Source organism: Erwinia sp. 2186, assembly GCF_057812255.1.
In genome coordinates this window covers 3,889,126-3,912,318 of record NZ_CM173824.1, presented here as the reverse complement: position 1 = coordinate 3,912,318, position 23,193 = coordinate 3,889,126, and the positions used below count along the sequence as shown (strand labels likewise).

19 protein-coding genes and 1 pseudogene are annotated in these 23,193 nt (G+C 55.4%); 13 read left to right on the top strand and 7 right to left on the bottom strand.

Annotated elements, in window-relative coordinates:
* On the top strand, positions 1 to 885 hold the full coding sequence (gene fhuD, locus ACXKZG_RS18365; RefSeq protein WP_134823501.1) for a Fe(3+)-hydroxamate ABC transporter substrate-binding protein FhuD: 885 nt from the start codon (positions 1 to 3) through the stop codon (positions 883 to 885).
* Positions 882 to 2,864, top strand: coding sequence for a Fe(3+)-hydroxamate ABC transporter permease FhuB (gene fhuB / locus ACXKZG_RS18360; protein ID WP_488875244.1), 1,983 nt, complete (start codon positions 882 to 884; stop codon positions 2,862 to 2,864). The genes fhuD and fhuB overlap by 4 nt, the downstream gene beginning before the upstream one ends.
* 110 nt (positions 2,865 to 2,974) lie before the next feature.
* On the opposite strand, the gene hemL is transcribed toward fhuB, so the two are convergent.
* Positions 2,975 to 4,258: a glutamate-1-semialdehyde 2,1-aminomutase gene (gene hemL, locus ACXKZG_RS18355; protein ID WP_013200832.1), complete on the bottom strand. Its 1,284-nt coding sequence runs from the start codon at positions 4,256 to 4,258 to the stop codon at positions 2,975 to 2,977.
* A gap of 221 nt (positions 4,259 to 4,479) precedes the next feature.
* Between hemL and clcA the strand changes: the two are divergent.
* From clcA to ACXKZG_RS18340, 3 genes and pseudogenes are all read left to right on the top strand, one after another.
* A pseudogene (gene clcA, locus ACXKZG_RS18350) lies at positions 4,480 to 5,874 on the top strand (H(+)/Cl(-) exchange transporter ClcA); the annotation flags it as partial.
* 89 nt (positions 5,875 to 5,963) lie between these two features.
* Positions 5,964 to 6,308: an iron-sulfur cluster insertion protein ErpA gene (gene erpA / locus ACXKZG_RS18345; RefSeq protein WP_041691911.1), complete on the top strand. Its 345-nt coding sequence runs from the start codon at positions 5,964 to 5,966 to the stop codon at positions 6,306 to 6,308.
* 167 nt (positions 6,309 to 6,475) lie between these two features.
* Positions 6,476 to 6,688 carry a hypothetical protein gene (locus ACXKZG_RS18340; protein WP_157868005.1) on the top strand — a complete coding sequence of 71 codons (213 nt, stop codon included), beginning with the start codon at positions 6,476 to 6,478 and terminating at the stop codon, positions 6,686 to 6,688.
* A gap of 50 nt (positions 6,689 to 6,738) precedes the next feature.
* On the opposite strand, the gene btuF is transcribed toward ACXKZG_RS18340, so the two are convergent.
* Positions 6,739 to 7,536: a vitamin B12 ABC transporter substrate-binding protein BtuF gene (gene btuF, locus ACXKZG_RS18335; protein ID WP_134823504.1), complete on the bottom strand. Its 798-nt coding sequence runs from the start codon at positions 7,534 to 7,536 to the stop codon at positions 6,739 to 6,741.
* Positions 7,529 to 8,227 (bottom strand): 5'-methylthioadenosine/S-adenosylhomocysteine nucleosidase, encoded by a 699-nt coding sequence (gene mtnN / locus ACXKZG_RS18330; protein WP_013200836.1) that lies wholly within the window; start codon positions 8,225 to 8,227, stop codon positions 7,529 to 7,531. Before mtnN ends, btuF begins: the two co-directional genes overlap by 8 nt.
* A gap of 120 nt (positions 8,228 to 8,347) precedes the next feature.
* Between mtnN and dgt the strand changes: the two genes are divergently transcribed.
* The 3 genes from dgt to ACXKZG_RS18315 all read left to right on the top strand — a co-directional run bounded on the left by dgt (position 8,348) and on the right by ACXKZG_RS18315 (position 12,787).
* Positions 8,348 to 9,853, top strand: a complete 1,506-nt coding sequence (gene dgt / locus ACXKZG_RS18325) for a dGTPase (RefSeq protein ID WP_053140755.1) — start codon at positions 8,348 to 8,350, stop codon at positions 9,851 to 9,853.
* 145 nt (positions 9,854 to 9,998) lie between these two features.
* Complete coding sequence (gene degP / locus ACXKZG_RS18320; protein ID WP_013200838.1) at positions 9,999 to 11,456, top strand: serine endoprotease DegP; 1,458 nt, start codon at positions 9,999 to 10,001, stop codon at positions 11,454 to 11,456.
* A 173-nt stretch (positions 11,457 to 11,629) separates the two neighbouring features.
* On the top strand, positions 11,630 to 12,787 hold the full coding sequence (locus ACXKZG_RS18315) for a CdaR family transcriptional regulator (RefSeq protein WP_013200839.1): 1,158 nt from the start codon (positions 11,630 to 11,632) through the stop codon (positions 12,785 to 12,787).
* 132 nt (positions 12,788 to 12,919) lie between these two features.
* On the opposite strand, the gene ACXKZG_RS18310 is transcribed toward ACXKZG_RS18315, so the two are convergent.
* The 4 genes from ACXKZG_RS18310 to map all read right to left on the bottom strand — a co-directional run bounded on the left by ACXKZG_RS18310 (position 12,920) and on the right by map (position 18,140).
* Positions 12,920 to 13,312 (bottom strand): DUF3461 family protein, encoded by a 393-nt coding sequence (locus tag ACXKZG_RS18310; RefSeq protein WP_013200840.1) that lies wholly within the window; start codon positions 13,310 to 13,312, stop codon positions 12,920 to 12,922.
* A 325-nt stretch (positions 13,313 to 13,637) separates the two neighbouring features.
* A complete protein-coding gene (gene dapD / locus ACXKZG_RS18305) occupies positions 13,638 to 14,462 on the bottom strand; it encodes a 2,3,4,5-tetrahydropyridine-2,6-dicarboxylate N-succinyltransferase (RefSeq protein ID WP_013200841.1) in 825 nt (274 codons plus the stop codon).
* Positions 14,463 to 14,576: 114 nt separating this feature from the next.
* Complete coding sequence (gene glnD, locus ACXKZG_RS18300; protein WP_013200842.1) at positions 14,577 to 17,222, bottom strand: bifunctional uridylyltransferase/uridylyl-removing protein GlnD; 2,646 nt, start codon at positions 17,220 to 17,222, stop codon at positions 14,577 to 14,579.
* Between the two features lie 123 nt (positions 17,223 to 17,345).
* A complete protein-coding gene (map, locus tag ACXKZG_RS18295) occupies positions 17,346 to 18,140 on the bottom strand; it encodes a type I methionyl aminopeptidase (protein WP_013200843.1) in 795 nt (264 codons plus the stop codon).
* A gap of 332 nt (positions 18,141 to 18,472) precedes the next feature.
* Between map and rpsB the strand changes: the two genes are divergently transcribed.
* From rpsB to ispC, 5 genes are all read left to right on the top strand, one after another.
* The gene (gene rpsB, locus ACXKZG_RS18290; RefSeq protein WP_013200844.1) at positions 18,473 to 19,198 is read left to right on the top strand and encodes a 30S ribosomal protein S2; all 726 of its coding nucleotides are present in this window, start codon (positions 18,473 to 18,475) and stop codon (positions 19,196 to 19,198) included.
* A 196-nt stretch (positions 19,199 to 19,394) separates the two neighbouring features.
* On the top strand, positions 19,395 to 20,246 hold the full coding sequence (gene tsf / locus ACXKZG_RS18285; RefSeq protein ID WP_013200845.1) for a translation elongation factor Ts: 852 nt from the start codon (positions 19,395 to 19,397) through the stop codon (positions 20,244 to 20,246).
* Positions 20,247 to 20,400: 154 nt separating this feature from the next.
* The gene (gene pyrH, locus ACXKZG_RS18280) at positions 20,401 to 21,126 is read left to right on the top strand and encodes a UMP kinase (RefSeq protein ID WP_013200846.1); all 726 of its coding nucleotides are present in this window, start codon (positions 20,401 to 20,403) and stop codon (positions 21,124 to 21,126) included.
* A gap of 137 nt (positions 21,127 to 21,263) precedes the next feature.
* On the top strand, positions 21,264 to 21,821 hold the full coding sequence (gene frr / locus ACXKZG_RS18275; RefSeq protein ID WP_013200847.1) for a ribosome recycling factor: 558 nt from the start codon (positions 21,264 to 21,266) through the stop codon (positions 21,819 to 21,821).
* A 140-nt stretch (positions 21,822 to 21,961) separates the two neighbouring features.
* The gene (ispC, locus tag ACXKZG_RS18270) at positions 21,962 to 23,164 is read left to right on the top strand and encodes a 1-deoxy-D-xylulose-5-phosphate reductoisomerase (protein ID WP_013200848.1); all 1,203 of its coding nucleotides are present in this window, start codon (positions 21,962 to 21,964) and stop codon (positions 23,162 to 23,164) included.
* Positions 23,165 to 23,193: the final 29 nt, after the last annotated feature.

The window sequence follows — 23,193 nt, the reverse complement described above, 5'->3', positions numbered from 1 at the left end:
ATGCCGGACTTAATTCGCCGACGCCTGCTGATGGCGATGGCACTTTCCCCGTTGTTGCCAGCCTTGCGAACGCAGGCTGCCGCCTCTGTCGACACGCAGCGCATTATCTCGCTGGAGTGGCGGCCGACGGAGCTGCTGATGGCCCTCGGCGTGCCGCCGATGGGTGCCGCTGAACTCTACAACTACGGTCTTTGGGTGGGTGAGCCTGCGCTGCCGGCTTCGACGGTGGATGTCGGGCTGCGAACCGAACCGAACATCGAACTGATGATTCAGATGAAGCCCTCGTTGCTGCTTTACTCCTCTGGCTATGGTCCTTCTGTCGACACCCTCAACAAGATTGCCCCAAGCATGGGGTTTGCCTTCAGTGACGATCGCGGCAAGCCGTTGACCGTCGCCCGTGAGTCGCTGATGCAGCTCGCCAGGCGGTTAGATCGGGTGCCTGTGGCACAGAAGCACCTCGCGGAATATGACGACTTTACCGCGCAGATGAGAAATCAGCTGTCCCATCGGCCAAAACGCCCGGTGCTGTTGATGTCGGTACTGGATCCCCGCCACACGTTGGTGTTTGGCAAAGGCAGTTTGTTCCTGCAGGTAATGGGCGATCTGGGGCTGGAAAATGCCTGGCAAGGCGAAACTAATTTCTGGGGCAGTGCGGTGATTGGTATTGAACGCCTGGCGTCGATTGCTGAAGATGTGGACGTGGTCTGCTTCGATCATGGCGAGGATCTGATGATGGCGCAGGTGACGTCGACGCCGCTGTGGCAGTCGATGCCTTTCGTGCGCAAAAATCGTTTCCACCGCGTTCCTCAGGTGTGGTTCTACGGCGGCACGCTGTCTGCGATGCGCTTTAGCCGGCTGTTGAGCAGTGCACTGGTGACCGCATGAAAACCACACTGCGTTTCCCATTCCTTCTGCTGACCGCCTTGCTGCTGGTGACCGCCGGACTGACCTTTTACAACCTGAACCAGCATTTACCCGTCGCGCAATGGCGCGAGGCGTTCTATTCAGCGGATCCCGATCGCGTGGATCAGATGGTGTTTCACTTCAGCCTGCTGCCACGGCTGACGCTGTCGCTGCTGGTTGGCGCGGGGTTGGGGCTGGTCGGTTTGCTGTTCCAGCAGGTGCTGCGCAACCCACTGGCCGAACCCACCACGCTCGGCGTGGCGACCGGCGCACAGCTGGGCCTGACGGTGGTTACCCTCTGGAACCTGCCCGGTGGCCTGTTTACCCAGCAGATCGCCGCGATGGTCGGCGCGATTGCCGTCGGACTGATCGTGTTTGGTATCGCCTGGGGCAAACGCCTCTCGCCGGTGACGCTGATCCTTGCCGGGCTGGTGATGTCGCTCTATTGCGGCGCGGTGAATCAGATCCTCGGGCTGTTCAATCACGAACGGCTACAAAGCATGTTTCTGTGGAGTACCGGCACGCTGAATCAGATGGACTGGCACAGCGTCAGCTTTATCTGGCCGAAGCTGCTGGTGGGCTTTGTGCTTTCGCTGCTGCTGCTGCTGCGCCCAATGGCGCTGATGGGACTGGATGACGGCGTCGCCAAAAATCTGGGACTGGCCTTATCGGCTGCCCGGCTTGGCGTGCTGGCACTGGCGATTGTGCTGAGCGCACAACTGGTCAACGCCGCAGGGATCATCGGCTTTATTGGCCTTTTCGCGCCCCTGTTGGCAAAAATGCTCGGTGCCCGGCGCCTGTTGAGTCGGCTGTTACTGGCACCGCTGATTGGCATGTTGCTGCTATGGCTGGCCGATCAGATCGTGATCTGGCTGACCGATAACTGGCAGGAAGTCTCTACCGGCACCGCAACTGCGCTGATTGGCGCGCCGCTGTTGCTGTGGTTACTGCCTCGTCTGAAGACTGCGGGGACGCCGCCATCGACCAGTTATGGCGACCGCGTTCCGGCCGAGCGCAATAATGTCTGGCTGTGGGCGGCCATCGGCGGCGGCGTGCTGCTGGTTTTGTCGATTGTGGCGTTAAGCTTCGGTCGCGATGCTCAGGGCTGGAGCTGGGTGTCCGGCGATCTCTGGCAACAGCTGCTGCCGTGGAGAATGCCGCGTCTGGTCGCCGCCATCGCCACAGGCATGATGCTGGGCGTGGCGGGATGCATTGTCCAGCGTCTGACCGGCAACCCAATGGCCAGTCCGGAAGTTCTGGGGATCAGTTCCGGCGCGGCTTTTGGCGTGGTGGTAATGCTGTTCCTGGTGCCTGGTGATGCCTTCGGCTGGCTTCTGCCGGCGGGAAGCCTGGGTGCGGCGGTGACGCTGCTGATCATTACGGTGGTTGGCGGACGCGGCGGATTCTCGCCCGAGCGGATGCTGCTGGCGGGAATGGCGCTGAGTACCGCTTTTGCCACGCTGCTGCTGATGCTGTTAGCCAGTGGCGATCCGCGCATGGCGAACCTGATGACCTGGATCTCCGGGTCGACCTACAGCGTTGATGCGGCGCAGGCGTGGCGCACGGTGATAATCACCGTGGTGCTGTTGGCCCTAGTGCCACTCTGCCGCCGCTGGCTGACGCTGCTACCACTGGGCGGAGAGACCGCCCGTGCGCTGGGTGTGGCGCTGAAACCCTCGCGCTTTGCTCTGCTGCTGTTGGCGGCCGGATTAACCGCGGCGGCGACGCTGACCATTGGTCCGCTGAGCTTTATCGGTTTGATGGCGCCGCATATTGTCAGAATGCTGGGCTTCCGCCGCGCGGTGCCGCAGGTGGTCATGGCCGCGCTGATGGGCGGGGGGTTAATGGCGATAGCGGACTGGAGTGGTCGGATTGTGGCCTTCCCGAACCAGATCCCGGCAGGGCTGCTGGCGACGTTTATCGGCGCACCTTACTTTGTTTATCTGTTGCGTAAGGTGTGAGGGCAAAAACCCGCCGCTAAAAAAAACGCCAGACGAGTCATCGTCTGGCGTTTTTTTATGGGCAACGTGCTATCCGCTGGGCGGAAGCACGTTGGTCAGCGCGATGGCGATCAGGCCAGTTTAGCGAAGCACCGGCGTGCCGCATCTACCGTGCGCTCGATATCCTGCTGGCTGTGCGCCAGAGACATAAAGCCCGCTTCGAAGGCCGACGGTGCCAGATATACGCCTTCTTCCAGCATCAGATGGAAGAACTTCTTGAAGCGCTCGACGTCACACTCAGTCACGTCCTGGTAGCTGGTCACTTCTTTCGCCGACGTGAAGAACAGACCGAACATGCCGCCAACGTGGTTCATCACCAGCGGGATCCCGGTCTCTTTCGCTGCCGCCAGCAGGCCGTCCGCCAGTTGCGTGGTCAGCGCGGTCAGCTTGTCGTGGCTGCCAGGCTTGGCAATTTCGCTCAGGCAGGCAAAACCCGCCGCCATGGCAATCGGGTTGCCGGACAGCGTTCCCGCCTGATACACCGGGCCAGTCGGCGCCAGCGCTTCCATCACGTCACGGCGGCCACCAAAGGCGCCTACCGGCATGCCGCCACCGATAATTTTTCCGAGGCAGGTCAGATCGGGCTTCACGCCGTAATGCGCCTGAGCGCCAGCCAGCGCCACACGGAAGCCGGTCATCACTTCATCAATAATAAACAGCGCACCAAATTCGTCGCACAGCGCACGCAGGCCTGGCAGGAAGTCAGCATGCGGTGGAATGCAGTTCATGTTGCCGGCAACCGGCTCAACGATGATACAGGCGATTTCGTGCGGGTATTGCTCAAAGGCCGCGCGCACCGAATCCAGATCGTTGTAGGTACAGGTCAGCGTATGCTTGGCGAAATCCGCAGGCACGCCCGGAGAATTCGGCTGGCCCAGGGTTAACGCACCTGAACCGGCTTTTACCAGCAGGCAGTCAGCATGGCCGTGATAGCAGCCTTCGAACTTGATGATCTTGTCACGGTGAGTGAAGCCACGCGCCAGACGGATCGCGCTCATGGTCGCTTCAGTCCCTGAGTTCACCATACGCACCATGTCCATGGTGGGCACCAGGTCGGTGACCAGCTTCGCCATCTTCACTTCCATCTCGGTCGGCGCACCGAAGCTCAGGCCGCGTTGGGCCGCTTCAATCACCGCATCACGGATGGCAGGATGGTTATGACCCAGCACCATCGGGCCCCAGGAGCCGACGTAATCGACGTACTCTTTGCCATCGGCATCATATAAGTAAGCGCCGTCAGCGCGTTCAATAAAGAGCGGTACGCCGCCAACGCCGCTAAACGCGCGCACCGGGGAATTCACGCCACCGGGAATTAGTTGCTGCGCCTGAGCATACAGATTTTCAGACTTACTCATGGTTCCGCTCCTGAGGATGCATTAAGAAAAACCCGACCATTCTAAGGGAACATGGGGGGCGGATAAAAGGCAAGTCGCGCTTTTGACACGATTAGAGAGGAATTTTCCCCGGGACATCGCCACGCAGCGGAGTAAGATATTGGCCTGCCTTTACTGAACAATGAACAGGATATGAACGAGACGACGTCATCTACTGAGCAGTTGAACACCGTACCGGCGCGGCGCGGCGCGGCGACTTTTTACGCCTGCTGCTGCGCAAGGATAAAACACCCGCTGCGGTGTTGATTGTGGCGGGTATTGTTGGCACCCTGGCGGGCCTGGTCGGGGTGGCGTTCGAAAAGGCCGTCAACGCGGTGGTCAGCCAACGCCTGTCGATGCTGGCCACGGTGGAGAAGCACTGGGTGCTGGTGTTCCCGTTAGCGTTCATTCTCTCTGCGCTGCTGGCGATGGTGGGTTACTACCTGGTCAGGCGCTTTGCGCCGGAAGCCTCAGGTTCTGGCATCCCGGAAATTGAAGGCGCGCTGGAAGAGTTACGTCCGGTTCGCTGGTGGCGCGTGATCCCGGTGAAGTTTGTCGGCGGCATGGGCGCGCTGGGTGCGGGCATGGTGCTGGGGCGGGAAGGGCCGACCGTTCAGCTGGGCGGGAATATCGGCCGCATGGTGCTGGATATTTTCCGCATGAAAAGCACCGAAGCCCGCCACTCGTTACTGGCCACGGGCGCGGCTGCCGGACTGTCCGCCGCGTTCAACGCGCCACTGGCCGGCATCCTGTTTATTATCGAAGAGATGCGGCTGCAGTTTCGCTACAGCGTTATCTCGATCAAGGCCGTTTTTATTGGCGTCATCATGTCGAGCATTGTTTTCCGCATCTTCAACGGTGAAGGCGCGGTAATTGAAGTCGGCAAACTGGCGAATGCACCGGTGAATACGCTCTGGCTCTATCTGCTGCTGGGAATGCTGTTCGGTGTGGTCGGCGTGCTGTTTAACACGCTGATTTTCCGCACCCAGGATATGTTTCAGCGCCTGCATGGCGGCAACATGCGCAAAGTCCTGATTATCGGCGGCGTGCTGGGCGGTATCTGTGGCGTGTTGGGCGTGATTGAGCCAGAAGCGGCGGGCGGGGGCTTTAACCTGATCCCGATTGCCGCAGCCGGAAATTATACCGTCGGCATGCTGCTGTTTATCTTTATCACCCGCGTAGTCACCACGCTGCTTTGTTTCGGCTCCGGCGCGCCGGGCGGTATTTTTGCCCCGATGCTGGCGCTGGGCACGCTGCTCGGCACGGCGTATGGCATGGCCAGCGCCTCTCTGTTTCCGGCCTATCATCTGCAGGCCGGTACGTTTGCCATTGCCGGAATGGGGGCGCTTTTCGCCGCTTCGGTGAGGGCGCCGTTGACCGGGATCGTGCTGGTTTTGGAAATGACCGACAATTATCAGCTTATTCTGCCGATGATTATTACCTGTTTAGGGGCAACCTTACTGGCACAGTTTCTTGGCGGCAAACCGCTCTATTCCTCACTTCTGGCGCGCACACTGGCAAAACAGCAGCAGAAAGATGATGACAAAGTGGCAGCACAGAGTGCCACGCAGGCGGCAGTGAAAACGGCGGATACTTGATTGCTATACTTGTGTATAAGATAATGATGCGATAGATGGTCGATTTATGACCTGGCAGGCAACCGCCTGAATGCATACTGGAGTATTAAATGAGTGACGATATAGCTCTGCCCCTGCAGTTTACTGAAGCAGCGGCCAGTAAAGTCAAAAATCTGATTTCAGACGAAGAGAACCCGGATCTGAAACTGCGTGTGTATATCACCGGTGGTGGCTGCAGCGGTTTCCAGTACGGCTTTACCTTCGATGATAAGATCAACGATGGCGATATGACCATTGAGAAAGCGGGCGTGTCGCTGGTTGTAGACCCGATGAGCCTGCAGTATCTGGTTGGCGGCGCAGTCGATTATACCGAAGGCCTTGAAGGCTCCCGGTTTATTGTGACCAACCCGAACGCGAAAACCACCTGCGGCTGTGGTTCTTCGTTCAGCATCTGATGATGTTGCCCCGGCGGCTTAAGCCGGGGTTCCTACCATTCTACCGTAATCAACTTCGACGCTTCCCGATCCCGACTCTTTGCAGAGAGTACCGTTTCAGTCACTTTTGGCTGGGCCGATAGCTGCTGGCCGCAGTTTACTGAGGGTGAGTTTGCTGGTGTCGTGCTTTGCCCGTCAATGTGACATTGCGAGTAAATGGTCAGTTTGACCCCAATGCTGCCCGTTATGGACGCAGCACAGGCATGACCAGCCATCATAAGGCCAAGGGCCAGATAAACGGCTTTCATTGTATGTTCTTTCCTGGTGAAGAAAAATCAGGGCTTTCGCCTAAAAATTGGGCAGCGAGAATAAAATATTTCGCCGCCTCGTTATTTGATTAACGACAAATTTTGTTGAAACTTTAACCGGCTTTGATGCGGTTTTTAAGGTTTCAGGGTTTTTGCTCTGGATGCAGTTGGCTGCACAATTGTTGAGCTGCCAGCATAATACGGGGTCCGGGGCGACTGAACCAGTCATCATTAACAATAATCACCGGTACCGTTAATTGCGGACGCCAGAAGTTTTCGACTTCTGCGGGCGTTGCCTCTCCTCCCGTCACAATGACGTCGGGTTTACGCATCAGTACCTGCTCGCGGCTCACCTGCGGCCAGGCCACCCGACTGTCAGCAAAGATATTCTCCCCACCACACAGCTGCAAAATCTCATTCTGTACCGTTCTGCCCGAGGCGGTGAACAGAGGATGCTGACCAAACTGTAAAAACACCTTCTTCTTTGGCAGGCCGGCATAGCGACGGCTCAGGGTTTGCTGCTGATGAAGCAGACTATCCGCGGCCGCATTGGCCTTCGCCGGATCGGGGCTCCAGTTCTTAAGCTGCCGCAGGTTGGCTATTACTTCAGAAACGCGGGTGGCGTCAATCCACACGACTTTGACGCCAAAGGCGCTGAGTTGATCCACCTGACGGCTGGGGTTGCCGCTGCGCCAGGCCAGCACCACATCAGGCTTGAGGGCCAGAATGCGTTCGGTATTAATGCCCTGCCAGTTTGCCACTTGCTCAATGTGCGTCGCGGCAGGCGGATAATCGGACCAGGCGCTGACGCCAACTGGGGTAATCCCGGCAGCGAACGCCAGTTCTGTCAGGTTGGGGGCCAGGGTGACCACCCGGGGCGATGCCGCTGCTGTGGCAAAACAGGCCAGCAGCAGCAGACAGGCGAAGAAACGCTTAGCCACGTGACAAATTGGTCAGCAGGGTTTCTACCATCAGAGAGGATTGTTTTGCCGCGACCACCAGGAATTCATCAAAGCTCAGGTGCGATTCTTGATCGGCCACGTCGGAAATGGCACGAACCACTACAAACGGCACGTCGAACTGATGGCAGACATGGGCAATCGCCGTGGCTTCCATTTCGACACCGATAGCATCTGGGAAGGTAGAGCGAATGCGCGCCAGCGGTTCAGCACCATTAATGAACGCATCACCACTGACCACCAGACCACGAACCGCGTGCAGGCCGAGTTGTTTAATACAGGCTTCAGCCGCTTCGATCAGTTTTGCATCCGCAGTGAAGGCCGCCGGGCAACCCGCCATCTGACCTGGCGCATAGCCAAAAGCAGTCACATCCGCATCGTGATAACGCACTTCATCCGACACCACGATGTCGCCCACTTTCAGTGAAGGCGCCAGCCCACCCGCAGAGCCGGTGTTGATAATAAAATCGGGTTTGCAGAGTTGCAGCAGCAAGGTCGTTCCGAGCGCGGCAGAGACTTTACCGATGCCCGATTTCAGCAGCGCAACCTCAACGCCATTGAGCGTCCCGGTATAAATTTCGCAGCCTGCCAGCGTCAGCGTTTGACGGTTTTCAATCTTGTCGCGCAGCAGAGTCACTTCCTGCTCCATTGCACCAATAATGCCTGCTTTCATAGGGATACTCGCTAATGTTGTGGAATTAATCTGTGGTTTCGGCGCATAGTCTATCATGGCAGGATGAAAGGCATCACGCGTACCAGGCTTGAATCTGGTGCCGGACAACGGGAAGCAGGCATGACCGAAATCGACTTCAGAAAAAAGATCAATTATCAGCGCCGTTATCGCCCGATGCAGGGGATGAAAGACGAGCATGAGATTCTGCGTATTTTTGAGAGCGACCGCGGGCGCATTATCAATTCGGCGGCTATCCGCCGCTTGCAGCAGAAGACCCAGGTTTTCCCACTTGAACGCAATGCCGCCGTTCGCTCAAGGTTGACTCACTCCCTTGAAGTGCAACAGGTTGGACGCTATATCGCCAAAGAGATCCTGACCCGTCTGAAGGAGTCAGGGCAGTTGGAAAATTACGGCCTGGATCAGCTAACCGGCCCGTTTGAAAGCATCGTTGAAATGGCCTGCCTGATGCACGATATCGGCAATCCGCCTTTCGGCCATTTTGGTGAATCGGCGATCAATGACTGGTTCCGTCAGCGGATGGATAACGATTTTCTCCCGCCAGACGATCGCGCAGACCGTTGTGAGCCGGAAGTCCTGCGCTATCAAACCGATGGCTTTAACGATCTTCGTGCAAAGATTCGTCAAGATTTATCCCAGTTTGAGGGGAATGCGCAGGCGATCCGCATGGTGCATTCGCTGTTAAGAATGAACCTGACCTGGGCACAGGTGGGCTGTATTTTGAAATATACCCGTCCGGCGTGGCACAGAGGAAAAATTCCGCCAGGCCACGATTATCTGATGAAAAAACCGGGATATTATCTGGCGGAAGCAGAATACGTCGCCAGATTACGCAAAGAACTGGATCTTCAACCGCACTGTCGCTTTCCATTGACCTATATCATGGAAGCCGCGGACGATATCTCTTATTGCGTGGCCGATCTTGAGGATGCGGTAGAAAAAAACATTTTCAGCGTTGAGCAACTTTACGAGCACTTATATGCATTATGGCCGAGCCATAAGCCGAATGATTTATTCAATTTAGTGGTAACCAACGCGCTGGATAAATCCAGAAGTTCCCAAACCAGCCGCAGCAGTGAAGATCAGTTCTTTATGTATTTGCGGGTGAATACGGTTTCCCGCCTGGTGCCACATGCGGCCAGCCGCTTTATTGATAATTTGCCGGAAGTCTTTGACGGGAAATTCAATGGCGCACTGCTGGAAGATGGGAATGCCCAGAGTCAGTTACTGGAAATTTTCAAAAAAGTTGCCTTTCGTCATGTGTTTAACCATCCTGACGTTGAACAGCTCGAGCTGCAAGGCTATCGTGTGATCAAAGGGCTGTTGGATATTTATCACCCTTTACTGATGCTGAGTCAGGACGAATTTGCCGAACTGATCGAAAAAGATTACTTAAAAGGCTATCCGATTGAGACACGCCTTTTCCATAAATTGTCGACGCGCTTTCGTCTGGCATATAGTGAGGCCGTGGGTCGTCTGGATAATCGCGCGGGCGATATCGCTATCTGGGAATATTATTACCGGGCGAGAATGCTGCAGGATTACGTCAGTGGAATGACGGATTTATATGCATGGGATGAGTATCGCCGCCTGATGGCGGTGGAATAACGTTTACGCCCGGTTGAATTGTAAAGCCAGAGAATAAATATTTACCTTTGGCTGAAACTTTTTCATGAACTTAGCGTTAAAACGTGAATCTCATCATCACGACCACAGCAATGGTTGCATAATTGGACACTAGAGAAACAGACGCATGAAAAAAACACTTTTAGCAAGCGCGTTGGCTCTGAGCCTGGGAATGGCGATGACCCCGCTGGTTGCTTCCGCAGCCGAAACCGCTTCTTCCTCCAGCCAGCAGCTGCCAAGCCTGGCTCCGATGCTCGAAAAAGTGATGCCCTCCGTTGTGAGCATCAATGTTGAAGGCAGTACCACGGTGAAAACGCCGCGTATGCCACAACAGTTCCAGCAGTTCTTCGGTGATAACTCGCCATTCTGTCAGGACGGCTCGCCATTCCAGAGCTCTCCGATGTGTCAGGGCGGCGGTGCGCAGGGCCAGGGACAAGACCAGGGCCAGGATCAGGGCGGAGCCGGAACCCAGCAGGAGAAATTCCGTGCGCTGGGCTCGGGAGTGGTGATTGATGCCGCGAAAGGCTATGTCGTGACCAATAATCATGTGGTCAACAATGCTACCAAAATCCAGGTTCAGCTGAGCGACGGCCGCAAATATGATGCGAAAGTCATCGGCAAAGATCCAAGTTCAGATATTGCGTTAATCCAGCTAAAAGATGCCAAAAACCTGACGGCCATTAAGATTGCTGATTCTGACGATCTGCGTGTGGGCGACTACACCGTGGCGATCGGTAACCCGTATGGACTGGGTGAAACGGTCACCTCCGGGATCGTTTCTGCATTAGGACGCAGCGGCCTGAACGTTGAAAACTACGAAAACTTTATTCAGACCGATGCCGCAATCAACCGGGGTAACTCCGGCGGCGCGCTGGTCAACCTTAACGGTGAACTGATCGGTATCAATACCGCGATCCTCGCACCGGACGGCGGCAACATCGGCATTGGCTTCGCTATCCCAAGTACCATGGTGAAAAACCTGACCGCGCAGATGGTTGAATATGGCCAGGTGAAACGCGGCGAGCTGGGCATCATGGGTACCGAGCTGAACTCCGAGCTGGCGAAGGCGATGAATGTCGATGCCCAGCGTGGGGCGTTTGTCAGCCAGGTTCTGCCGAACTCTTCCGCTTCTAAAGCGGGCGTGAAGGCGGGTGACGTGGTGACGTCGATCAACGGTAAGCAGATCTCCAGCTTCTCCGCACTGCGTGCGCAGATTGGATCGCTGCCGGTGGGCACCAAAATGTCGCTGGGCTTGATCCGTGACGGTAAGCCGGTGACGGTGAACGTTGAGCTTCAGCAAAGTACTCAGACCAAAGTGGAATCGGCAACGATCTACACCGGCATTGAAGGCGCCGATCTGAGCAACTTTGACGAGAAGGGCACCAAAGGCGTTAAGGTCGATAACGTGAAGGCCGGCTCTGCCGCTGCACGCATTGGTCTGAAGAAGGACGATGTGATCCTCGGCGTTAACCAACAGGCGATTGCGAATCTTGGCGAACTGCGCAAGATCCTCGATACCAAACCTTCAGTACTGGCGCTGAATATTCAGCGTGGTGACAGCACAATCTACCTGCTGATGCAGTAAACCCTCAGGTGTCGGCGACCATCGCCGGCACCGCTTTATGCCCGCGTTAACCCCTTCTCTTTGTGATGCTCCCCGCAATTTTCACAGACCAAACGCCGCTTAGTGCAGATGCACAATGTACCGTCGGTATTGCACAGGTATGCTGACTGAATAACGCTTTTCAGGAGCAGTGAATGGCTACCTATCATCTCGATGCCCGCCTGGCACAGGACATTGTCGCCCGCACCATGCAAATTATTGACAGCAATGTCAATGTGATGGATGCGCGTGGCCGGATCATCGGCAGCGGTGACCGCGAACGTATTGGTGAAATGCACGAAGGCGCGCTGCTGGCGTTATCGCAGGCGCGCGTGGTGGATATCGACGAAGGCGTGGCGAAACATCTGCACGGCGTTCGGCCCGGCATCAATCTGCCGATGCGCATCGACGGCGATATTGTTGGCGTCATCGGTCTCACCGGCGCGCCAGAAACCTTAAGGCATTATGGCGAGCTGGTCTGCATGACCGCGGAAATGATGCTGGAACAGGCCCGCCTGCTGCATATGCTGGCGCAGGACAGCCGTCTGCGAGAAGAGCTGGTGCTGAACCTGATCCGCAGCGACACGCTGTCGCCCGCGCTGGTGGAATGGGCGCAGCGTCTTCGCATCGACCTTAACCAACCCCGGGTTGTGGCGGTCGTTGAAGTGGACAGTGGCCAGCTGGGCGTAGACAGCGCAATGTCGGAACTGCAGCAGCTGCAAACGCTGCTGACCACGCCCGAAAGGGACAATCTGATTGCCATAGTTTCCCTGACCGAAATGGTAGTGCTCAAACCGGCGTTTAACGCCCATGGCCGCTATGACGCCGACGATCACCGCAAGCGGGTGGAGCTGCTACAGTCACGCATGACCGAAAGTGGCCATCTGCGGATGCGTATCGCCTTAGGGAATTTCTTCACCGGGCCGGGCAGTATCGCCCGTTCGTACCGTACCGCGCATACCACCATGGTGGTGGGCAAGCAGCGGATGCCCGAGCAACGCAGCTATTTCTATCAGGACCTGGTGTTACCGGTACTGCTCGACAGCCTGCGTGGAGGCTGGCAGGCCAATGAGCTATCTTTGCCGCTGGCGAAACTCAAGTCGATGGACAACAACGGATTGCTGCGAAGAACGCTGATTTCCTGGTTCAGCAATAACGTCCAGCCGTCGGCGACGGCTAAAGCGTTGTATATCCACCGTAATACGCTGGAATACCGTCTGAACCGCATCTCTGAGCTGACCGGGCTTAACCTGAGTAATTTTGACGACCGCTTGCTGTTGTATGTTGCGCTGCAGCTTGATGAACAGCCTTGAGTGAGGGAAGGGCAGGGAAGGATTCAGCGAAAGACGTTGCGACGTGACGCGTAGGGATACTGCGGAAGGGAGTATTTCAGGCATAAAAAAAGGCGGAGTGATCTCCGCCTTTCTGTTGCAGATTGCCGGGAATTAACGGCCGCTGCGGGTCAGCTTTTCCAGATCGGATTCGATCTCGCTGATTTTGTTGGAAACCACGTGCTCCAGATGGCGCAGGTCTTCCAGAATTTTACGTTTCAGATCCACTTCAACCTGGTCGCGCTGGCAAATCTGGTCCAGCTCATCAATCACATAACGCAGGTTCGGGCTGATTTCCTGAATTTCTTTATAACCCTGGCTGGCGTTATCGGCCACCACGGTTTTGCGCTGACGTGGGTATTTAAACTTCACGCTCTTGGCAAAGAACTCGCCTTTATCCTTACGGAAATAGATTTTCAGGATGTCGTTACTGGCTTCCTGACGCAGGCTGTAACGGTCGATGTCGTCAGGAGAAGAGATGCCCAGACCTTTCAGATTGTCATACATAATGTCGTGTTCCTTTGCGGGAGATTGTCGATTCGGCTGCGCGTTACAAATCCTGCGTTAACCCTGCATGCCTGTGCTTGCGTACTGCATGTACGCTGCGGTGGCAGTGCCTGGTCGCGATGTCTTTGCTGAGCTCGCTCATCCCGTACTCAAGGTGAAAACTGTGAAATCTGGAGGCGATGGGGGAGCGTCTGTGCGCTTAACGGCGCGGATTATCGCTCAGTTGTTGCGCAATAGCATCAGTTATTTCGATGCGCGAAACAGGTAGTTGCTGGGGGAAGTGTAAAGAAAAGATTACGGGCCACTGAAGGTGGCCCGGATGACGTTAGTCGATAGTGCGCAGCAGCTCGTTGATGCCGACTTTCGCGCGGGTTTTCGCGTCCACTTTCTTCACGATAACCGCACAGTACAGGCTGTAGCTGCCGTCTTTCGAAGGCAGGTTACCTGAAACCACAACAGAACCTGCTGGCACGCGGCCATAGGTCACTTCGCCGGTTTCGCGATCGTAGATTTTGGTGCTCTGGCCGAGGTACACGCCCATGGAGATCACCGCGCCTTCTTCAACGATCACGCCTTCAACCACTTCTGAGCGTGCGCCGATAAAGCAGTTATCTTCGATGATGGTTGGGTTAGCCTGCAGTGGCTCTAGTACGCCACCGATGCCCACGCCGCCAGACAGGTGAACGTTTTTACCAATCTGCGCACAAGAACCCACGGTCGCCCAGGTATCCACCATTGAGCCTTCATCAACATACGCACCGATATTGACGTAAGACGGCATCAGCACGGTGTTACGGGCGATATAGGCACCCTGACGCACGGCGGCGGGTGGCACAACGCGGAAACCTTCTTTCTTGAAGCGCGCTTCATCGTAGTCAGCAAACTTCATCGGAACTTTGTCGTAGAAACGGCTTTCTGCACCGTCAATCACCTGATTGTCATTGATGCGGAACGAGAGCAGCACGGCTTTCTTCAGCCACTGATGCGTCACCCACTGACCGTCGATCTTTTCTGCGACACGCAAGGCACCGCTGTCCAGCAGGGCGATAACCTGGCTGACCGCTTCGCGGGTGACGGTGTCGGCGTTAGCGGGGGTGATCTCAGCGCGACGCTCGAAAGCGCTCTCAATAACATTCTGTAATTGTTGCATTAATTCAGATTTCCTGTGTCAAATCGTGTTCCAGGTGCGGGAAGGTTGCGCGGTTTTCGGCTGGCCGAATCCGCTCACTCTGCCCCACAAGGCGTGTTAAAAATTAAATCTGGGTCACACTTTATCGTTTGGATTAAGGGCCTCTGTCAACCGTTGTTGCAACACTTCACGCAATTCCGGACTCAGGGCACGACGTTCGCTGTTCGCCAGAATAAACAAATCCTCGACGCGTTCGCCAATGGTGCTGATGCGTGCGCCGTGCAGCGAAACACCGAGATCGGCGAACACTTCACCCACTCTGGCAAGCAGCCCAGGTTGATCCAGCGCGATCAGTTCCATATAGGTTCGGCGATCGGTATGGGTCGGTAAAAATTTGGCTTCAGTATCGACACTGAAATGCTTGAGCCGGGATGACTGGCGGCGCGGACGCGGTGACTGCCAGCTGGTCTGACTGATGGATTGCTCCAGCGCCTGGCGGATCATTTCATGGCGATCGGCAGCCAGCGGACTGCCATCCGGTTCCAGAACGATAAAGGTGTCCATCGCCATGCCATCACGGCTGGTGAAGATCTGCGCGTCATGCACGCTGAGGTTCCGTCGGTCCAGTTCTCCGGCTACCGTGGCAAACAGGTATGGGCGATCCGGACTCCAGATAAAGATCTCCGTGCCGCCTCGGGTTGCCTGCGGGCTGACCAGCACCAGCGGTTTGGTCAGATCGTGATTCATCAGATGGCGCGCGTGCCACGCCAGCTGGTTTGGCGTGTGACGCAGGAAATAGTCGGCACGGCAGCGTCCCCAGATATGGTTTAACGCCTGCTCATCGATATTGTCCATCCGCAGCAGCGCCAGCGCCTGCAACCGGTGATGACGTACCCGTTCACGCAGGTCAGGGCTGTTCTCCATACCCCGACGCAGCTGTTTCTCGGTGGCGAAAAACAGTTCGCGCAGCAGGCTCTGTTTCCAGCTGTTCCACAGGTTTTCGTTAGTGGCGCAAATATCGGCAACGGTCAGGCAAGCCAGGTAACGCAGGCGATTCTCATTCTGCATCACTTCGGCAAATTGCTGGATCTCGGTCGGATCCTGAATATCCCGACGCTGAGCGGTGACGGACATCAGCAGATGATGGCGAACCAGCCAGGCGACCAGCTGGGTTTCACGGGAATTAAGCCCGTGGAGTTCGGCAAATTCCAGCGCATCCTGCGCCCCGAGAATGGAGTGATCGCCGCCACGTCCTTTCGCAATATCGTGGAACAGCGCGGCCATCAGCAGCAGTTCAACCTGTGGCAGGCGCGGCCAAATCTCAACACACAGCGGATGACGAGGACGCGTGGCTTCACTGGCGAAACTTTCCAGCTTTTGCAGCACGCGAATGGTGTGTTCATCAACGGTATAGGCATGGAACAGATCGAATTGCATCTGTCCGACAATGTTGGCCCACTGCGGCATATACGCCCACAGCACGCTGTGGCGATGCATCGGCACCAGCGCCCGGCTGACGGCTCCCGGATGACGCAGGATGGCAAGGAACAGCTGACGCGCTTCCGGAATGTTACACAGCGGCTCCTTCAAATGGCGACGCGCATGCCTGAGCTGGCGCAGCGTCGTTGAATAGATGCCGGTGATACTTTGCGTACGCACCATGACGTAGAACATCCGCATGATTGCTTCCGGCTCGCGGGCGAACAGCGTTTCATCAATCAAATCGATCAGCGATCCACGGACCTGGAACTCATGGTCAATGGCGCGGGGTTTTTCATCGGTGCCCAGCGCCAGAATCGCCTCATCAAACAGCTGCAACAGCATATGGTTGAGCTCGCTGATGCGGCGGGTGACGCGGTAAAAATCCTTCATCATCCGTTCGACCGGCTCATTCACCTCGCCCTGATAATTCAGGCGTTGAGCCACGGTCAGCTGACGATCGAACAACAGGCGGTTGTCGTAGCGCGGCAGCGTCAGATGCAGGGCAAAACGGATGCGCCACAGGAACGTCTGGCACTCGTTAAGCTCATTACGCTCCACGTCGGTCAGGAAGCCAAAACCGACCATCTCATCCAGCGAGGTGGCGCCGAAATGGCGGCGGGCCACCCACAGCAGGGTATGAATGTCGCGCAGGCCACCGGGGCTGCTTTTGATGTCGGGTTCGAGGTTATAGCTGGTGCCGTGATAGCGCAGGTGGCGCTCCTGCTGCTCCTCAATTTTGGCGGCAAAGAAGCGGTCAGACGGCCAGAAGCCATCGCTGAAGACGTTCTTTTGCAGCTCGAGGAACAGCGCCACGTCGCCAGTCAACATGCGGGACTCAATCAGGTTAGTGGCCACCGTCAGATCGGACAGACCTTCCAGCAGACACTCTTCCAGCGTGCGCACGCTGTGGCCGACTTCCAGCTTCAAATCCCACATCAGCGTCAGTAATTCGCTGGTGCGTTGGGCATCCTGTTCGGAGAGCGGCAGGCGGCTGAGGATCAACACATCAATATCGGAAAGCGGGTGCAGTTCACCACGACCATAGCCACCGACTGCCACTAACGCGATGCCGTCCTTTTCCGGGAAGCCATAAAAGCGCCACAGGCGTCGCAACAGGCGGTCAATAAACAGTGTGCGTGCGTCAATCAGCGCTTCCACCTCTGCGCCAGCATCAAACTCGATGGCCAGCAGCTGATGAAATTGCTCAAGGTGTTGTTTGAGGGATTCGCGGGTCAACTCCGCATCAGCCCAGTGGGCAGGGGAGCCAGACTTCTTGTAATCCTTGAGGGTTTTGGTCACGCCAGTGCTCCTGCTAAATGCTCTGCGAGTCAGAATAGGAAAAATCAACACTGACAATAGCGCCAGCACCAGCCTGAGATCAAAAAAAACCGGCCTCAGCCGGTTTTTTTATTTAACGAGCGGTTACTCGTCGTGCGTCAGGATGGCGGGAATGGTGTCATCTTTGCGCAGTGTCATAATTTCACAGCCGTTTTCCGTCACCACGATGGTGTGCTCGTACTGCGCCGACAGGCTGCGATCTTTGGTTTTTACCGTCCAGCCATCTTTCATGCTGCGAATGCGGTAATCACCGGCATTAACCATCGGTTCGATGGTAAACGCCATACCGGCCTGAAGCACCACGCCGCCGTCATCCGCATCGTAATGCAGTACCTGTGGCTCTTCATGGAAGCCTTTACCGATGCCGTGACCGCAATATTCGCGCACCACGGAGAAGTCCTGAGCTTCGACAAACTTCTGGATTTCACGGCCAATGGTCCGCAGGCGAATGCCCGGTTTTACCATCCGCAGCGCCAGATACAGGCTCTCCTGAGTGATGCGGCACAGGCGCTCACCCTGGATGGTTGGTTTGCCGGCGATAAACATCTTTGAGGTGTCGCCGTGATACTCATCTTTGATCACCGTGACGTCGATATTGACGATATCGCCATCTTTCAGAATGCGCTCGTCGCTAGGGATGCCGTGGCAAACCACTTCATTAATCGAGATACAGACAGATTTTGGGAAGCCGTGATAGCCCAGGCTGGCTGAGACCGCTTTCTGCGTATTGACGATGTAATCGTTACAAATGCGATCCAGTTCACCGGTGCTGATGCCCGGCTTCACGTGTTCTTCAATCATTTCCAGCACTTCAGCAGCCAGGCGGCCCGCCACGCGCATTTTTTCGATTTCTTCAGGGGTTTTAATTGTAATTGCCATCAATTTTGTCCGCAGTTGTCGCTATTTTCGACAATAATAAAGGAAGTGCAGCAATGGTAGCAGCCCACCCTTGCTCTGCCAATTGCAGTTTGTGTCAGGGTGGGCTGTTGCTAACAAAACTTGGCTTCACAGGGCGCTTTGTGGTATAAAGCGCGCCGACGATTCTCTGTAGGGAAGTTCTACAGGGAAACGCATAACTCTCATTATGTGTAAATAACACACATGTATCGACACATACTCCGGGGTGCCTGAACGCCTGCGTAAGCAGTCTGCCGGGTCGGTTGTATGGGATACATGGAGGCTTAACCCCAAATCATTCTATAGAGGTAATCATGGCAACTGTTTCCATGCGCGACATGCTCAAGGCCGGTGTACACTTCGGTCACCAGACCCGTTACTGGAACCCGAAAATGAAGCCATTCATCTTCGGTGCTCGTAACAAGGTTCACATCATCAACCTTGAGAAAACTGTACCAATGTTCAACGAAGCTCTGGCTGAACTGAACAAGATCGCTTCCCGTAAAGGTAAGATCCTGATCGTTGGTACTAAGCGCGCTGCAAGCGAATCAGTAAAAGAGTCTGCGTTGAGCTGCGATCAGTTCTTCGTAAACCATCGCTGGTTGGGTGGCATGCTGACTAACTGGAAAACCGTTCGTCAGTCCATCAAACGTCTGAAAGACCTGGAAATCCAGTCTCAGGACGGTACCTTCGATAAACTGACCAAGAAAGAAGCGCTGATGCGTACTCGCGAACTGGCCAAGCTGGAAAATAGCCTGGGCGGTATCAAAGACATGGGCGGCCTGCCTGACGCACTGTTCGTTGTTGACGCTGACCACGAACACATCGCTATCAAAGAAGCAAACAACCTGGGTATCCCAGTCTTTGCTATCGTTGATACCAACTCTGATCCAGACGGCGTTGACTTCATCATTCCTGGTAATGACGATGCAATCCGTGCTGTGAGCCTGTACCTGACTGCAGTAGCGACTACTGTACGTGAAGGTCGCTCTCAGGACCTGGCTCAGCAGGCTGAAGAAAAATTCGCCGAAGCTGAGTAATAAGGATCGCTCTCCCGAGAGCCCTTAGACGTCAGATGTTAATCTGTAAGGGGCCTGCATTGGCCCCTTTATTTTATTCGAATTCGCTTTGCCGGTTGTGATTACGGCGGGGCAGAATGTTTCTCCCGAGACCAGGCATCAGTGGCGAACCTCTCAGGCTCTCGCTGACCGATGCAAGCTAACCGAGGATTATAGAATGGCTGCTATTACCGCTGCTCTGGTAAAAGAACTGCGCGAGCGTACTGCTGCTGGCATGATGGATTGCAAAAAAGCGTTGACTGAAGCTGACGGCGACATCGAGCTGGCGATCGAGAACATGCGTAAATCTGGCGCGATCAAAGCTGCTAAGAAAGCAGGCAACGTTGCTGCTGATGGCGTGATCAAAACCAAAATCGAAGGCAACTTCGGCGTGATTCTGGAAGTAAACTGCCAGACTGACTTCGTTGCGAAAGACGGTGGTTTCCAGGCCTTTGCTGACAAAGTGCTGGACGCTGCTGCTGCAGGCAAAATCACTGACGTTGAAGTGCTGAAAGCCCAGTTCGAAGAAGAGCGCGTTGCACTGGTTGCTAAAATCGGTGAAAACATCAACATCCGTCGCGTTTCCATCCTGGAAGGCGATGTGCTGGGTAGCTACCTGCACGGTGCTCGCATCGGTGTTCTGATCGCCGCTACCGGCGCTGACGAAGAGCTGGTTAAGCAGCTGGCAATGCACGTTGCTGCCAGCAAGCCAGAATTCGTTAAGCCTGAAGATGTGTCTGCTGAAGTGGTTGAGAAAGAGTTCCAGGTTCAGCTGGACATCGCCATGCAGTCTGGCAAGCCGAAAGAAATCGCAGAGAAAATGGTTGAAGGCCGCATGAAGAAATTCACCGGCGAAGTTTCTCTGACTGGCCAGCCTTTCGTTATTGACCCATCTAAAACTGTGGGCCAGTTGCTGAAAGAGAAAAACGCAGACGTTGTTAACTTCATCCGCTTTGAAGTGGGCGAAGGCATTGAGAAAGCTGAAACAGATTTCGCAGCAGAAGTTGCGGCGATGTCCAAGCAGTCTTAATGAACGATAAGAACCGCCAATCGGCGGTTCTTTTTTATCTGTCTTTCGTTCCACCCATTTTCAGTCTCATCCCAATAGCATTTCTCCGATGCTAAGAGGATGATAGTCCAGATTTTACTCCTCACATCGATTAAACCATTCGGGAAAATACACCATGGCGACCAATGCAAAACCTGTATATCAACGTATTCTGCTTAAACTGAGTGGCGAAGCGCTGCAAGGTGCCGAAGGCTTCGGCATTGATGCCAGCGTGCTGGATCGTATGGCTCAGGAAGTGAAAGAACTGGTAGAACTGGGCATTCAGGTGGGTGTGGTTATCGGTGGTGGTAATCTGTTCCGTGGCGCGGGTCTTGCGCAGGCTGGAATGAACCGCGTAGTGGGCGACCATATGGGCATGCTGGCGACCGTGATGAATGGTCTGGCAATGCGTGATGCTCTGCATCGTGCCTATGTGAATGCCCGCCTGATGTCCGCAATCCCATTGAATGGCGTGTGCGATAATTACAGCTGGGCAGAAGCAATCAGCCTGCTGCGTAACAACCGCGTGGTGATCTTCTCCGCCGGTACCGGTAACCCGTTCTTCACCACTGACTCCGCAGCCTGCCTGCGTGGTATCGAAATTGAAGCTGACGTGGTGCTGAAAGCCACCAAAGTGGATGGCGTTTACTCGGCCGATCCGGTGAAGAATCCAGATGCGACCCTGTACGACCAGATCAGCTACACCGACGTGCTCGATAAAGAACTGAAAGTCATGGATCTTGCGGCCTTTACGCTGGCCCGTGACCACAAACTGCCGATCCGCGTGTTCAACATGAACAAACCTGGCGCGCTGCGCCGCGTGGTGATGGGCGAAAAAGAAGGCACCCTGATTACGCAATAATATCAGTCGCTGCGTAAAATAAGGTATATTCTGCCTTTGTGGCGTGTTGCACGCTACACTCAGGATCGTCATAGATTATTTTGAAACGGGCTCTGTGTTCAGAGCCTGCCTGGTAACCAGAATCCAAGGGTTCCAACGTGATTAACGAAATCAGAAAAGATGCTGAAACGCGCATGGAAAAATGCGTCGAAGCATTCAAAAACCACATCAGCAAAATCCGTACTGGCCGCGCCTCGCCGAGCATTCTTGACGGCATTATGGTCGACTATTACGGTTCTTCAACACCTCTGCGCCAGCTGGCCAGCGTGACCGTTGAAGATTCACGCACACTGAAAATCAACGTGTTTGACCGTTCTATCAGTGCTGCTGTTGAAAAGGCAATCATGACTTCTGACCTGGGTCTTAACCCAAGTTCAGCGGGCAGCGATATCCGTGTTCCTCTGCCAGCCCTGACTGAAGAGCGTCGTAAAGACCTGATCAAAGTCGTTCGTGGTGAAGCAGAGCAGGGCCGTGTGTCCGTGCGTAACGTTCGCCGTGATGCGAACGATAAAGTGAAAGCGCTGCTGAAAGACAAAGAAATCAGTGAAGATGATGAACATCGTTCACAGGATGACATTCAGAAAATGACCGACGTCTTTATCAAGAAAATTGATACTGCGCTGGCAGAAAAAGAAGCGGAGCTGATGGACTTCTAAGTCTGTCATGGTTCCGATGAAACGCCGTACAGATTGCCGTTCTTTGGAGTGGTCAGTCTTGCGGCGTTTTGCATTTATTCTCTTATCTGGCGTGCAGGGAAAGGCTTTCCCTGGCGGCGGAGTTGACACAGAGCAACCTCATGAAGCAATTGACCATCCTCGGTTCAACGGGCTCTATTGGCACCAGCACGCTGGCAGTCGTTCAGGCTAATCCAGAGCTGTTTGCTGTTAAGGCGCTGGTCGCAGGCCACAATGTTGAGCTGATGGCTGAACAGTGTCTGGCCTTCCGTCCGGCCTATGCCTCAATGTCCGATGAACACTCGGCAGCGGCCCTGCGACTTCGTCTGAAAAGTTTGAATGTGGCGACCGAGGTGTTCAGTGGCGAACAGGCTGCCTGCGATCTGGCCGCGCTGGATGATGTCGATCAGGTTATGGCGGCAATCGTCGGTGCGGCAGGATTATTGCCTACGTTAGCCGCAATTCGTGCCGGAAAACAGGTTCTTCTGGCGAATAAAGAGTCGCTCGTCACCTGCGGCCAGCTTTTTCTGGAGGCGGTCAGCGCCTCAAAAGCGCAGCTGTTACCCGTCGACAGCGAGCACAACGCCATTTTTCAGAGTTTGCCTGCTTCCCTCCAGCAACAGTTAGGATACGCTTCTCTGGAAGATAATGGCATTGATAGCATTATCCTCACGGGGTCGGGTGGCCCTTTTCGTGACACGCCGTTGGACCTGCTCAAGAGTATGACTCCCGATCAGGCCTGCGCGCATCCGAACTGGTCAATGGGGCGCAAAATCTCCGTTGATTCCGCCACCATGATGAACAAAGGTTTGGAATATATCGAAGCCCGCTGGCTGTTTAATGCAACCGATGCCCAGATGGAAGTCATCCTGCATCCGCAGTCGGTGATCCACTCGATGGTGCGTTACCGTGATGGCAGCGTGCTGGCTCAGCTGGGATCGCCGGACATGCGCACACCGATTGCGCATGTGATGGCCTGGCCACAGCGCGTGCCGTCCGGGGCGAAGCCACTGGATTTCACCCGCATGGGGGCGATGACTTTCGCCGAGCCGGATTATGCTCGCTATCCCTGCCTGAAGCTGGCAATAGACGCCTGTTCTGCCGGACAGGCGGCGACCACCACGCTGAATGCGGCCAATGAAATTGCGGTTGCCGCGTTTCTGGATTCGCAAATTCGCTTTACCGATATTGCTGCGGTCAATTTGGCCGTGCTGGAGGCGCTTTCCTGTGCAGAACCGGACAGCGTTGAAGCGGTGCTGGAGATTGACAGACAGGCACGAGCGGTTGCTCAGGCCCAGCTGTCGCGCTTCTCTGAAGCCCGATAATTCAGCCAATTAGCGCGCCGCTATTTGTG